At 69.1% G+C, this 12,045-nt stretch carries 10 protein-coding genes and 2 tRNA genes; 4 read left to right on the top strand and 8 right to left on the bottom strand.

Annotated elements, in window-relative coordinates; all coding sequences use genetic code 11:
- Positions 1 to 87: 87 nt before the first annotated feature.
- Entirely contained in the window at positions 88 to 1,110 is a 1,023-nt protein-coding gene (locus tag DEJ46_RS26435) for a rod shape-determining protein (protein WP_190622891.1), read from the top strand.
- A gap of 25 nt (positions 1,111 to 1,135) precedes the next feature.
- On the opposite strand, the gene DEJ46_RS26430 is transcribed toward DEJ46_RS26435, so the two are convergent.
- Both DEJ46_RS26430 and DEJ46_RS26425 read right to left on the bottom strand, forming a co-directional pair.
- Positions 1,136 to 2,275 (bottom strand): sensor histidine kinase, encoded by a 1,140-nt coding sequence (locus DEJ46_RS26430; RefSeq protein WP_223835100.1) that lies wholly within the window; start codon positions 2,273 to 2,275, stop codon positions 1,136 to 1,138.
- A gap of 260 nt (positions 2,276 to 2,535) precedes the next feature.
- Positions 2,536 to 5,157: a valine--tRNA ligase gene (locus tag DEJ46_RS26425; RefSeq protein WP_150270248.1), complete on the bottom strand. Its 2,622-nt coding sequence runs from the start codon at positions 5,155 to 5,157 to the stop codon at positions 2,536 to 2,538.
- 138 nt (positions 5,158 to 5,295) lie between these two features.
- On the opposite strand from DEJ46_RS26425, the gene DEJ46_RS26420 reads away from it, so the two are divergent.
- The gene (locus DEJ46_RS26420; protein ID WP_150270246.1) at positions 5,296 to 6,243 is read left to right on the top strand and encodes a hypothetical protein; all 948 of its coding nucleotides are present in this window, start codon (positions 5,296 to 5,298) and stop codon (positions 6,241 to 6,243) included.
- Positions 6,244 to 6,327: 84 nt separating this feature from the next.
- Here DEJ46_RS26420 and clpX read toward each other — a convergent pair whose 3' ends face one another.
- From clpX to DEJ46_RS26395, 5 genes are all read right to left on the bottom strand, one after another.
- On the bottom strand, positions 6,328 to 7,611 hold the full coding sequence (gene clpX / locus DEJ46_RS26415) for an ATP-dependent Clp protease ATP-binding subunit ClpX (RefSeq protein ID WP_015033605.1): 1,284 nt from the start codon (positions 7,609 to 7,611) through the stop codon (positions 6,328 to 6,330).
- 156 nt (positions 7,612 to 7,767) lie between these two features.
- Positions 7,768 to 8,430, bottom strand: a complete 663-nt coding sequence (locus DEJ46_RS26410; RefSeq protein ID WP_037641831.1) for an ATP-dependent Clp protease proteolytic subunit — start codon at positions 8,428 to 8,430, stop codon at positions 7,768 to 7,770.
- Between the two features lie 62 nt (positions 8,431 to 8,492).
- Positions 8,493 to 9,110, bottom strand: coding sequence for an ATP-dependent Clp protease proteolytic subunit (locus DEJ46_RS26405; protein ID WP_141301940.1), 618 nt, complete (start codon positions 9,108 to 9,110; stop codon positions 8,493 to 8,495).
- A 242-nt stretch (positions 9,111 to 9,352) separates the two neighbouring features.
- Complete coding sequence (tig, locus tag DEJ46_RS26400) at positions 9,353 to 10,738, bottom strand: trigger factor (protein WP_150270244.1); 1,386 nt, start codon at positions 10,736 to 10,738, stop codon at positions 9,353 to 9,355.
- A 171-nt stretch (positions 10,739 to 10,909) separates the two neighbouring features.
- A tRNA-Pro gene (locus tag DEJ46_RS26395) sits at positions 10,910 to 10,986 on the bottom strand.
- A 132-nt stretch (positions 10,987 to 11,118) separates the two neighbouring features.
- Between DEJ46_RS26395 and DEJ46_RS26390 the strand changes: the two genes are divergently transcribed.
- Together DEJ46_RS26390 and DEJ46_RS40100 are read left to right on the top strand one after the other, a co-directional pair.
- A tRNA-Gly gene (locus tag DEJ46_RS26390) sits at positions 11,119 to 11,192 on the top strand.
- 133 nt (positions 11,193 to 11,325) lie between these two features.
- Entirely contained in the window at positions 11,326 to 11,787 is a 462-nt protein-coding gene (locus tag DEJ46_RS40100) for an amphi-Trp domain-containing protein (protein ID WP_150270242.1), read from the top strand.
- A gap of 12 nt (positions 11,788 to 11,799) precedes the next feature.
- Here DEJ46_RS40100 and DEJ46_RS26380 read toward each other — a convergent pair whose 3' ends face one another.
- On the bottom strand, positions 11,800 to 11,994 hold the full coding sequence (locus DEJ46_RS26380) for a hypothetical protein (RefSeq protein ID WP_030684996.1): 195 nt from the start codon (positions 11,992 to 11,994) through the stop codon (positions 11,800 to 11,802).
- Positions 11,995 to 12,045: the final 51 nt, after the last annotated feature.

Here is a 12,045-nt window from a genome sequence, read left to right as displayed (position 1 = left end):
GGAGGGGCACCGACAGGACCATGGACCCACCCCTTTCGGGACTTTCGGTCCACCGCCCGCCGTATCGGCCGGGCAAACTTGGCGATCATGGACATAGGGATCGACCTCGGCACGGCCAACACGCTCCTCTACGCCCGCGGCCAGGGCATCGTGCTCAACGAGCCGTCCGTGGTGGCGGTCCAGGAGGGCTCGCGACAGGCGCTCGCGGTCGGCACCGAGGCGAAGGAGACGATCGGCCGCACACCGGGGTCGATCAGCGCGATCCGCCCCCTCAAGGACGGGGTGATCAGCGACTACGAGGCGGCCGAGGAGATGATCCGGCACTTCGTGCGCAAGGCCGTCCCGGGCCGCCGCAGGCCCCGCACCCGGATGGTGGTCTGCGTGCCGAGCGGGGTGACGCCGGTCGAGCGGCGGGCGATCGTGCACGCCTCGCTCTCGGCGGGGGCGCGGGCGGTGCACCTCGTCGAGGAGCCGATGGCGGCGGCGATCGGGGCGGGACTCCCGGTCTCCGACCCGCGCGGCTCGATGGTCGTCGACATCGGCGGCGGGACGACGGAGGTCGCGGTCATCTCGCTGGGCGGGATCGTCACGGCCCGGTCCCTGCGGGTCGGCGGCGACCGCCTCGACGCGGCCGTCACCGACTTCGTCCGCAAGGAGCACTCGCTCCTGATCGGCGAGCGGACGGCCGAGGACGTCAAGGTCGCGATCGGCTCGGCGTGGCCGGTGCCGGGCGAGGAGGAGCGGGAGCGGGCCACCTTCACCGTGCGGGGGCGGGAGAAGGTCAGCGGGCTGCCCCGGACGGTGGAGCTGACGGTGCCGGAGGTGCGGGCGGCGCTCGACGAGCCGGTGGAGGCGATCATCGCGGCGGTGCGGGCGACCCTGGAGGAGTGCCCGCCGGAGCTGTCCGGCGACGTGATGGAGCACGGCATCGTCCTGACCGGCGGCGGGGCGCTGCTGCCGGGGCTCGACCTGCGGCTCTCCTCGGCGACCCTGATCCCGGTCTTCGTCGCGGACCGGCCGCTGGACTGCGTGGCCCTGGGCTCGGGGCGGTGCGTGGAGGACTTCGACAGCCTCCAGCGGGTCATGGGAAAGGCGGAGCGGGCCCGCTGAAGGTTCGGGGCGGGCCCTCCGGCCGCTATCGGTCCAGGCCCGCCGGGAGCAGCGCCGTCACCACGTAGGCGCCGTCCTCCGTGCGGGCCTTCAGCGTGCCGCCCATGCTGGCGACCCGCTCCTCCATGGAGAACAGCCCGGTGCCCGTCGAGACGGGCGAAGGGTCCGGCGGGGTCTTCGGCAGCGGGTTGCGCACCTCCGTCCGCAGATCGGGCCCCTCCACCGTGATCACGACCGTCACCGGCAGGCCCGGGGCGTGCTTGGCGGCGTTCGTCAGGCACTCGCGGACGACCCGGTGGACGGCCGCCTGCCGCAGCGGCGACAGCGCCTTGGCCGCGTCCGCGACCGTCAGGTCCACGGGGCTGCCCATCCGTTCGCTCTCCTCGGCGAGCGCGGCGAGCCCTTCGAGCCCGGGGGTGGCCGCGTCCCGGTCGGCGCGGCGCACGATCGTCTCGTTGAGCATGAGGTGGGCGCGGCGGGCGGTGTCCGCGAGCTCCTCGAAGTCCTTCTGGCGGGCCTCGCCCCGCGCCCGTACGGCGAGGACCTCGGCCCGTACCGCGAGGACGGTGAGCTCCCGGCCGACCAGGTCGTGGACGTCCCGCCCGACCGAGATCCGCTCCTCCTGCACGGCCTGCCGGGCGGCGGCCTCGCGGCGCTGGACCTCCAGGGCGCGCACGAGGTCCTGCCGGTACGCGGCGATGCCGACGCCCGCCGCGAGGACCCCGATCGGGACGACGATGCTCAGGAAGTCCATCAGGGTGGCGCCGTGCCGGGCGGGCCAGCCGGACGTCTGGAAGAGGGCGCACGCCACGCCGATGTAGAGCACGGTCGCGGCGACGGCGGCGCGCCGCCCCCGGAACCGGCCGATCGAGTACAGCGCGAACTGGATCATGGTGAGCTCGTGGAGCCACCCCATCAGGCCGAGTGCCACGAGGTACGGGACCCAGGGCAGCCGGCGCCTGAGCACCAGCGTGGCCGCCCCGGCCGCCAGGACGAGCGTCGCGGTGACCCCGGTCAGCGAGTTGTCGGCACGGGCGAGGCCCGGCACGTCGAGGACCATCAGGCCGAAGGCGCTCAGCGCGGTGACGACGTCGAGGGCGCGGGGCGAGACGGCCCACCGGTCCACGCAACGGCGGAGCGCGGTGACGGTGGGGAGGCGGAGCATGCCGTCCATCATCCAAGGTCTTTCGTCCCGAAGCGGTGGACCCGAAGTCCCTTCTGGTGTGAGATCGGGCACTTCGCCCACATTGCCGCTTCACTCAGAAATGTGCACGAAGCATCCCAGGAGCAGCTGTCCTTCGCCGCCGCGAGTCCGCCCCCGGCCGCTCCCGGCTCAAGGGCCTGCTGTGGGGGTCGCCACGGAGTCCTGACGGATACGCGGAAGGGGCCCGGAACCGAGTCGGTTCCGGGCCCCTTCCGTACGGGCTAAGCCTGCGGCAGCGTCGCCAGCTGTGCCTGGATACGGGCGATGTCCTCGTCCGCCTTGGCGAGGCGGCCACGGATCTTGTCGACCACGTTGTCCGGGGCCTTGGCGAGGAAGGCCTCGTTGCCGAGCTTCCCGTTCGCCTGGGCCTTCTCCTTCTCCGCCGCCGCGAGGTCCTTCGCGAGGCGCTTGCGCTCGGCCTCGACGTCGATCGTGCCCGACAGGTCGAGCGCGACCGTCGCCCCGGCGACCGGCAGGGAGGCGGTGGCGGAGAAGTCCTCGCCCTCCGGCTGGAGGCGCAGGATCTGGCGGATGGCCGCCTCGTGCGCGGCGAGCGGGGTGCCGTCGAGCGTGAGGCGGGCGGGGACCTTCTGCGCGTCCTGGAGGCCCTGCTCCTTGCGGAACCGGCGGACCTCGGTGATGACCCGCTGGACCAGGGCGATCTCCTGCTCGGCGGCCGCGTCGCGGAAGCCGCTGTCCTTCGGCCAGTCGGCGATGACGACGGACTCGCCGCCGGTCAGCGTGGTCCACAGCGTCTCGGTGACGAACGGGACCACCGGGTGCAGCAGGCGCAGCATGACGTCGAGGACCTCGCCGAGGACCCGGCCGGAGACCCGGGCGCCCTCGCCGCCGGCGAAGAACGTCGTCTTCGACAGCTCGACGTACCAGTCGAAGACCTCGTCCCACGCGAAGTGGTAGAGGGCGTCCGACAGCTTCGAGAACTGGTAGTCGTCGTAGAAGGCGTCGACCTCGGCGACCGTCTTGTTGAGGCGCGACAGGATCCAGCGGTCGGTCGCCGACATCTCCGAGGCGTCCGGCAGCGGGCCCTCGACCGTCGCGCCGTTCATCAGGGCGAAGCGGGTGGCGTTCCAGATCTTGTTGGCGAACTTGCTGGAGGCCTGGACCCAGTCCTCGCCGATCGGGACGTCGACGCCCGGGTTGGCGCCACGGGCCAGGGTGAAGCGGACGGCGTCGGAGCCGTACGTGTCCATCCAGTCCAGCGGGTTGACCACGTTGCCGAAGGACTTCGACATCTTCTTGCCGTTCTGGTCACGGACCATGCCGTGCAGGGCGATGGTGTGGAACGGCGGCGTGCCGTCCATCGCGTACAGACCGAACATCATCATCCGGGCGACCCAGAAGAAGAGGATGTCGTAGCCGGTGACCAGGACGGAGTTCGGATAGAACTTCTCGAGGCTCTCGGTCCGCTCGGGCCAGCCGAGCGTGGAGAACGGCCACAGGCCGGAGGAGAACCAGGTGTCCAGGACGTCCGTGTCCTGGTGCCAGCCCTCGCCCGTCGGCGGCTGCTCGTCCGGTCCGACGCAGACGACCTCGCCGTTCGGGCCGTACCAGACGGGGATGCGGTGGCCCCACCACAGCTGGCGCGAGATGCACCAGTCGTGCAGGTTGTCGACCCAGTCGAAGTACCGCTTCTCCATCTCCTGCGGGTGGATCTTGACCTTGCCGTCGCGGACCGCGTCACCGGCGGCCTGCGCGAGCGGGCCGACCTTGACCCACCACTGCATCGACAGACGCGGCTCGATGGTGGTCTTGCAGCGCGAGCAGTGGCCGACGGAGTGGGTGTACGGACGCTTCTCGGCGACGATCCGGCCCTCGGCGCGCAGCGCGGCGACGATGGCGGAGCGGGCCTCCAGGCGGTCCAGGCCCTGGAAGGGGCCGTGGGCCGTGATGACGGCGCGCTCGTCCATGACGGCGAGGTTCGGCAGGTTGTGGCGCTGGCCGATCTCGAAGTCGTTCGGGTCGTGCGCCGGGGTCACCTTGACGGCGCCGGTGCCGAACTCGGGGTCGACGTGGGTGTCGGCGACGACCGGGATCGAGCGGTCGGTCAGCGGCAGCTTGATCAGCTTGCCGACCAGGTGCTTGTACCGCTCGTCGTCCGGGTGGACGGCGACGGCCGTGTCACCGAGCATCGTCTCGGCACGCGTGGTGGCGACGACCAGGGAGTCGTCACCCTCGCCGTACCGGATCGAGACGAGCTCGCCGTCGTCGTCCTGGTACTCGACCTCGATGTCCGAGATCGCCGTCAGACAGCGCGGGCACCAGTTGATGATGCGCTCGGCGCGGTAGATCAGCTCGTCGTCGTAGAGCTTCTTGAAGATGGTCTGGACGGCCTGGGACAGACCCTCGTCCATGGTAAAGCGCTCACGGGACCAGGCGACGCCGTCACCCAGACGCTTCATCTGGCCGGAGATCTGACCGCCGGACTCGGCCTTCCACTGCCAGACACGCTCGACGAAGGCCTCGCGGCCCAGGTCGTGGCGGGACTTGCCCTCCTTGGCGAGCTCGCGCTCGACGACGTTCTGGGTGGCGATGCCGGCGTGGTCCATGCCGGGCTGCCACAGCGTCTCGAAGCCCTGCATGCGCTTGCGGCGGGTGAGGGCGTCGATCAGCGTGTGCTCGAAGGCGTGGCCCAGGTGCAGGGAACCGGTGACGTTCGGCGGCGGGATGACGATCGTGTACGGCGGCTTCTCGCTCTTCGCGTCCGCCTCGAAGTACCCGCGCTCTACCCAGCGCTGGTACAGCGGCCCCTCTACCTCGGCCGGCGCGTACTGGGTCGGCAGTTCGGTGGTGGGCGCTGTCTGCTGCTGAGTGTTCTCGGTCACGGGGTCAGTTTAGGGGTGTCCTCGCCTTGTCCTGAAACGCTTTGGTTCGGTAACGGTGTGGCCCCCGCCGCACTTCATGGTCATCGCTTCCGTCAGGATGTTCGGCAGACATAAACATCCTGTGAGGGGAACCTGTCGATGAGCTACAACCAGCCCGGCCCGTACGGCGGCCAGCCGCCCCAGCAGCCCGGCCCTTACGGCCAGCCGGGCCCGTACGGCCAGCAGCCGCAGCAGCCGGGCCCCTACGGCCAGCCGCAGGCTCCCCAGCCGGGCTACGGCTACCCCCAGCAGGCCCCGCAGGGCGTCCCGCCGCAGCAACCTCCGTACGGCTACCCGCAGCAGCAGCCGAACCCGTACGGCCAGCAGCCGCAGTACGGCGCCCCCCAGGGCCCCGGCGGCTACGTCCCGCACCCGCCGGCCCCGAAGAAGTCCAAGGCCGGCTGGATCATCGGCGCGGTCGCGGTGGTCACGGCGATCGGCGTCGGCGCGTACTTCCTGATCGGCGGTGGCAGTTCCTCGGTCGCGGACGACGGCGCGCACAAGCTGACCACCCCGGACACGGTGCTCACCGAGTACAAGAAGAAGCCCGGCAGCGGTCCCGACAAGGACTCCCTCAAGGACCCCGAGCAGAAGGGCGTCAAGAACGCCACGAACGTCGGTGCCACCTACGAGGTGAAGGACGCCGCCAACCCGCTCGGCGGCAAGATGATCTCCTTCAGCGGCCTCTACGGCGAGATCGACGACCCCGAGAAGACCATCGACAACATCTTCGCGGGCATCAAGGCGGAGGCAGAGAAGGACAAGGCCAAGGCCGACGAGCCGAAACTGGTCGGCAGCCCGCAGGAGTTCACCCCGTCGGAGCTGGACGGCGCCCTCCTCAAGTGCCAGCAGGCGAAGACCGAGGCCAACCCGGCCGAATCCACGCCGGCGTTCTCCATGACGTTCTGCGTGTGGGCGGACCACAGCACGGTCGGCTTCGTCGTTCCGATGAACATGGCCGACATGCTCGCGGGCAAGGAAGGCTCGATGGAGGACGCCGCCTCCGTCACCGCGAAGCTCCGCAAGGAAGTCCGCGTCAAGCTCTGAGCAGTTGACCGGTCACCTGTCCGGACATGAGTGAGGGGGTCCCACCTTCGGGTGGGACCCCCTCACTTCGTCACGCTCGTGGCGTCAGGCCGACTTCTCGTGCCTGCCGTCGTTCTTCACGATCCGGGGGACCAGCGTCGGGTTGACGTTGTTCCGGACGACGTCCGCCGTGATGACGACCCGGGCCACGTCCTTGCGGGACGGGACCTCGTACATCACCGACTGGAGGACCTCCTCCATGATGGCGCGCAGGCCGCGCGCGCCGGTGCCGCGCAGGATCGCCTGGTCGGCGATGGCCTCCAGGGCCGGGCGGTCGAAGTCCAGCTCCACGCCGTCGAGTTCGAAGAGACGCTGGTACTGCTTCACCAGGGCGTTCCGCGGCTCGACGAGGATCTGGAGGAGCGCCTCGCGGTCCAGGTTGTGGACCGAGGTGAGGACGGGGAGGCGGCCGATGAACTCCGGGATCATCCCGAACTTCACCAGGTCCTCCGGCATGACCTCCTGGAACTGGTCGCTCGCCTCGATCTCGCGCTTGGAGCGGATGGTCGCCCCGAAGCCGATGCCCTTGGCGCCCGCCCGCGACTCGATGATCTTCTCGAGGCCGGCGAAGGCGCCGCCGACGATGAAGAGCACGTTCGTCGTGTCGATCTGGATGAACTCCTGGTGCGGGTGCTTCCGGCCGCCCTGCGGCGGTACGGAGGCCGTGGTGCCCTCCAGGATCTTGAGGAGGGCCTGCTGGACGCCCTCACCGCTCACGTCACGCGTGATCGACGGGTTTTCGCTCTTACGGGCGACCTTGTCGATCTCGTCGATGTAGATGATCCCGGTCTCGGCCTTCTTGACGTCGTAGTCGGCCGCCTGGATCAGCTTGAGCAGGATGTTCTCGACGTCCTCGCCGACATAGCCGGCCTCCGTCAGCGCCGTCGCGTCGGCGATGGCGAACGGGACGTTGAGCATGCGGGCCAGGGTCTGCGCGAGCAGCGTCTTCCCGGAGCCCGTGGGGCCGAGCAGCAGAATGTTGGACTTCGCCAGCTCGATGGCGTCGTCCCGGCCCTGCGCGCCGCCGTTCTCGCCGGCCTGGACGCGCTTGTAGTGGTTGTACACCGCGACCGAGAGGGCCTTCTTCGCGGGCTCCTGCCCGACGACGTACCCCTCGAGGAACTCGTAGATCTCGCGGGGCTTGGGGAGTTCCTCCCAGCGCACCTCGCTCGTCTCCGCGAGTTCTTCCTCGATGATCTCGTTGCAGAGGTCGATGCACTCGTCGCAGATGTACACACCGGGTCCCGCGATGAGCTTCTTCACCTGCTTCTGGCTCTTTCCGCAGAACGAGCACTTGAGCAGATCGCCGCCATCACCGATGCGTGCCACGAGGTGCTTCCCCTTCGCCTGGGAGTGCTTGGTTCAGCGACTCCTGGTGCCTCATATTCGACGGTACCTTGCCGAGCCCTCTGTTCGGGCCCCCCTTGGCACGGTTCACATGGACGGGAATGCGTCATGTGCCCCGTGCCGAGGGAAGGTCGGACGTCAGCGCTCGGCGGAGGCCGTGCTCTTGCGGGTCGAGACGATCTGGTCGACCAGGCCGTACGCGAGGGCGTCCTCGGCGGTCAGGATCTTGTCACGCTCGATGTCCTCGCGGATCTTCTCGATCGGCGTCGAGGAGTGCTTGGCCAGCATCTCTTCCAGCTGGCTGCGCATCCGCAGGATCTCGCGGGCCGCGATCTCCAGGTCGGAGAGCTGCTCACGGCCGGTGCCGCCGGAGGGCTGGTGGATCAGCACGCGGGCGTTCGGCAGGGCCATCCGCTTACCGGGCGTACCGGCGGCGAGCAGCACGGCCGCGGCGGAGGCCGCCTGGCCCATGCAGACCGTCTGGATGTCCGGCTTCACGAACTGCATCGTGTCGTAGATGGCCGTGAGGGCGGTGAAGGAGCCGCCCGGGCTGTTGATGTAGATGGAGATGTCGCGGTCCGGGTCCATCGACTCCAGGCACAGGAGCTGCGCCATGACGTCGTTGGCGGAGGCGTCGTCGATCTGCACGCCGAGGAAGATCACGCGCTCCTCGAAGAGCTTCGCGTACGGGTCGTACTCGCGGACGCCCTGCGAGGTGCGCTCGACGAAGCGCGGAACGACGTAGCGGTTGTCCATCGGCGCGCCGGTGTAGAGGCCGCTCGCGGAGAGGTTGTTCTGCATCTGGGTGTTCACCGTCCTGGTGGCGTTCGGTGGGCTGGGGCTCTTGAGCGGACTGCCGGGGCTCAGGCGCCCGTGCCGCCGCCGCCGGGAACACCCGCGGCGTGCGTGATGATGGCGTCGATGAGGCCGTAGTCCTTGGCCTCGTCCGCGGTGAACCAGCGGTCGCGGTCACCGTCACGGATGATCGTCTCGACGGTCTGGCCGGAGTGGTGCGCGGTGATCTCGGCCATGCGCCTCTTCGTACGAAGGAGGTACTCGGCCTGGATCTTGATGTCCGAGGCGGTGCCGCCGATGCCGGCGGAGCCCTGGTGCATCAGGATGTCGGTGTTCGGCAGCGCGAAGCGCTTGCCGGCGGTGCCGCCGGTGAGCAGGAACTGCCCCATGGAGGCCGCCATGCCCATACCGATGGTGACGACGTCGTTGGGGATGTACTGCATGGTGTCGTAGACGGCCATGCCGGCCGTCACGGAGCCACCGGGGCTGTTGATGTACAGGAAGATGTCCTTCTCCGGGTCGGCGGCCAGGAGAAGCATCTGAGCGGTGATCTTGTTGGCGATGTCGTCGTCGACCTGCTGGCCGAGGAAGATGATCCGCTCGCCGAGCAGCCGGTTGTAGACATGGTCGCCGAGGCCGCCACCGATGGACGGCTCACCCGCGGCGTAAGGCTTCAGATTCGTCACGTATCCACCTGCTCGTCTCCGACGGCCAAGGCCGTCTCAGCGTCTTGTTCTGAGGGCAGTGCCCTCGTATTCATGGACCCTAACGCGCAGGTAGGACAACGCCATCCCGGTTCCCGAACTGTTCGCTGGGAGCGCAAGGTACGCGCGGACGCATAAGGGCTTCGGGTACGCCCACGGGCCCGGACGCACAGCAGTGCGTACGGGCCCGTGGAGCGGGGTTCGGCGCCGGGGCGCGGAGCCGCCTACTTGTCCTCGGAGACCTCGGCCTCGCCGGTGACGGCCTCGACGGCCTCGGCGGCGGTCTCGACCTCGTCCTCGTCGTCGGAGAGGTCGACGACCTCACCGTTGCTGTCCTTGACCGTGGCGGCCTCGACGACGACCGCGAGGGCCTTGCCGCGGGCGACCTCGCCGACGAGCATCGGCACCTGGCCACCCTGGGCCACGGCCTGGGCGAACTGGTCCGGGCTCATGCCGGAGGAGGCGGCACGACGGAAGAGGTGCTCGGTGAGCTCCTCGCGGGAGACGTCGAGCTTCTCCTTGTTGACGAGCTCATCGAGGATGAACTGCGTCTTGATGCCCTTCTCGGCCTGCTCCTTGGTCTCCGCCAGGAACTCTTCCTCGGTCTTGCCCTGGAGCTCCAGGTACTTCGCGAGGTCGATGCCCATCTGGCCGAGCTGGTGGTGCTCCAGGTTGTGCTTGCGGGTGTTGATCTCGTCCTCGAGAAGCTTCTCGGGCATCGGGACCTCGACCAGCTTGAGGAGCTCGTCGAGGACGCGCTCCTGGGCCTGGGTGGCCTGGTCGAACTGCTTCATGTTCTCGAGGCGCTTGCGGCTGTCGGCCTTGAGCTCGTCGAGGGTGTCGAACTCCGACGCCATCTGCGCGAACTCGTCGTCCAGCTCGGGGAGCTCACGGGCGGCGACGGTGGTGACCTTGACGGTGACCTCCGCGTCCTTGCCCTCGGCGGAGCCGCCCTTCAGCTGCGAGGTGAAGGTGGCCTCGCCACCGGCCTCCAGGCCCTTGACGGCCTCGTCGATGCCGTCGAGCAGCTCGCCGGAACCGATGGTGTACGAGACGTCCGAGGCGACGCCGTCGGGCAGCACCTCGCCGTCGACCTTGGCCTCGAGGTCGATGGTGACGACGTCGCCGTCCTGGGCGGCGCGCTCGACGGTGGAGGTCGAGGCGAAGCGCTCGCGGAGCTGCTCCACCGACTTCTCGATGTCCTCGTCGGTGACCTCGACCGCGTCGACGGTGACCTCGATGCCGGAGTAGTCCGGGATCTCGAGCGTCGGGCGGATGTCGACCTCGGCGGTGAAGGCCAGCAGCTCGCCGTCCTTCAGCTCGGTGATGTCGACCTCGGGCTGACCCAGCGGGTTGACCTCGGCCTCGTTGACGGCCTCGGTGTAGAACTTCGGGAGCGCGTCGTTGACGGCCTCTTCCAGCACGGCGCCGCGGCCGAACCGCTGGTCGATCACGCGAGCCGGGATCTTGCCCTTACGGAAGCCCTTGACCGTGACCTGCTGGTTGATCTTCTTGTACGCCGCGTCGAGGCTGTCCTTGAGCTCCTCGAAGGGCACCTCGACAGTGAGCCGAACCCGAGTCGGGTTCAGGGTCTCCACGGCGCTCTTCACGGTTAGGTCTCCTTGTGGCTGATTCCTGGAATCCACCGTCTCCGCGGTCAGCGGTTCCGGCGGGTCGGCCCGGTCAGAAAGACACACGGGCACGCAGCTTGCATAGTAACCGCAAGCGGGGAGGCAGCCATAACGTGATCAAGAACGCGACCGTGGGGCGCGTGATCGACATGGTCGGGGTGGCGGGATTTGAACCCACGGCCTTCCGCTCCCAAAGCGGACGCGCTACCAAGCTGCGCCACACCCCGTCGGTGCGACACGTAGGGTACATGGACGCGGACAGTGCGGCGCCCCCCGTTTTACGGGTGTGCGGAAAGGCCCTCCGACCCGCTAACATGCTGTCCGTGCCGCGGTCCTCGTGACCTGCGGCGCGATGCTGTGCGGGTGTAGCTCAATGGTAGAGCACTAGTCTTCCAAACTAGCTACGCGGGTTCGATTCCCGTCACCCGCTCCACGGTCTCGGGGCCGGTCCGGAGAAGTCTCTCCGGGCCGGCTCCGAGGCGTTTTCCGGCGGATCGCGAGATGCCGGGTCCGGCGGGCGAGCGCAGACTGGGCTCAGCCCGTCTCCCGTCGCACCGGAGGTAGCGATGAAGGACCTGAAGTTCGAGCGGAAGCGCTCGGTGTCCCGTCTTGAGGCAGCCGATCAGCTGACCGCCCTCGCCGCCGCCCTGCGGGAGGGCGGGGAGGCCGAACTGGAGCTGGGGGCCGGAACGCTGAGCCTGCGCGTCCCCGAGGAGTTCCGCAGCGAGGTGGAGCTGGAGATCGAGGACGGGGAGATCGAGCTGGAGATCGAGCTCAAGTGGTCCCTGCGCGACACCGCGGCTCCGGCGAAGCCGAGCACCGCCGTCACGGGCGGCGACATGGGCGCGAAGCGGTCCGCGCCGAAGCCTCCGCCGCCGGCCAAGCAGGCGGCCAGGACGGCCGCGGAGCCCGCCAAGCCGGCTGCGGAGCCCGCGAAGCCGCCCGCCGCGACCGCCAAGAAGTCCCCCGCACCGACCGCCAGGAAGTCCAAGGCCGCCAAGACGGCCAGGACCGCCAAGTCCCGCTAGATGGACGGCGGCTCAGAACTTGATGGAGCCGACCGTCTGCGTTATCGAGTCCAGGAAGCGCTGGATGTCGTCGGCCATGCCGGTGGAGGCGAGGAAGAAGCCGAAGAGCACCGCGACCACGGCCGGTCCGCCCTTGAGGTTCCCCCCGCGGATCAGCACCACCAGGATGATTGCCAACAGCAACACCACAGACAGTGAAATGGCCACAACTGATCACACCCTCGGTCGGTCCCGCCTTGCCCACCGGGGAGCGCACGC

Origin of the sequence: Streptomyces venezuelae, from assembly GCF_008642375.1 — a bacterium.
In the GTDB taxonomy this organism is placed as follows: Bacteria; Actinomycetota; Actinomycetes; order Streptomycetales; family Streptomycetaceae; genus Streptomyces; species Streptomyces venezuelae_G.
This window is presented reverse-complemented; position numbering and strand designations above follow the sequence as displayed.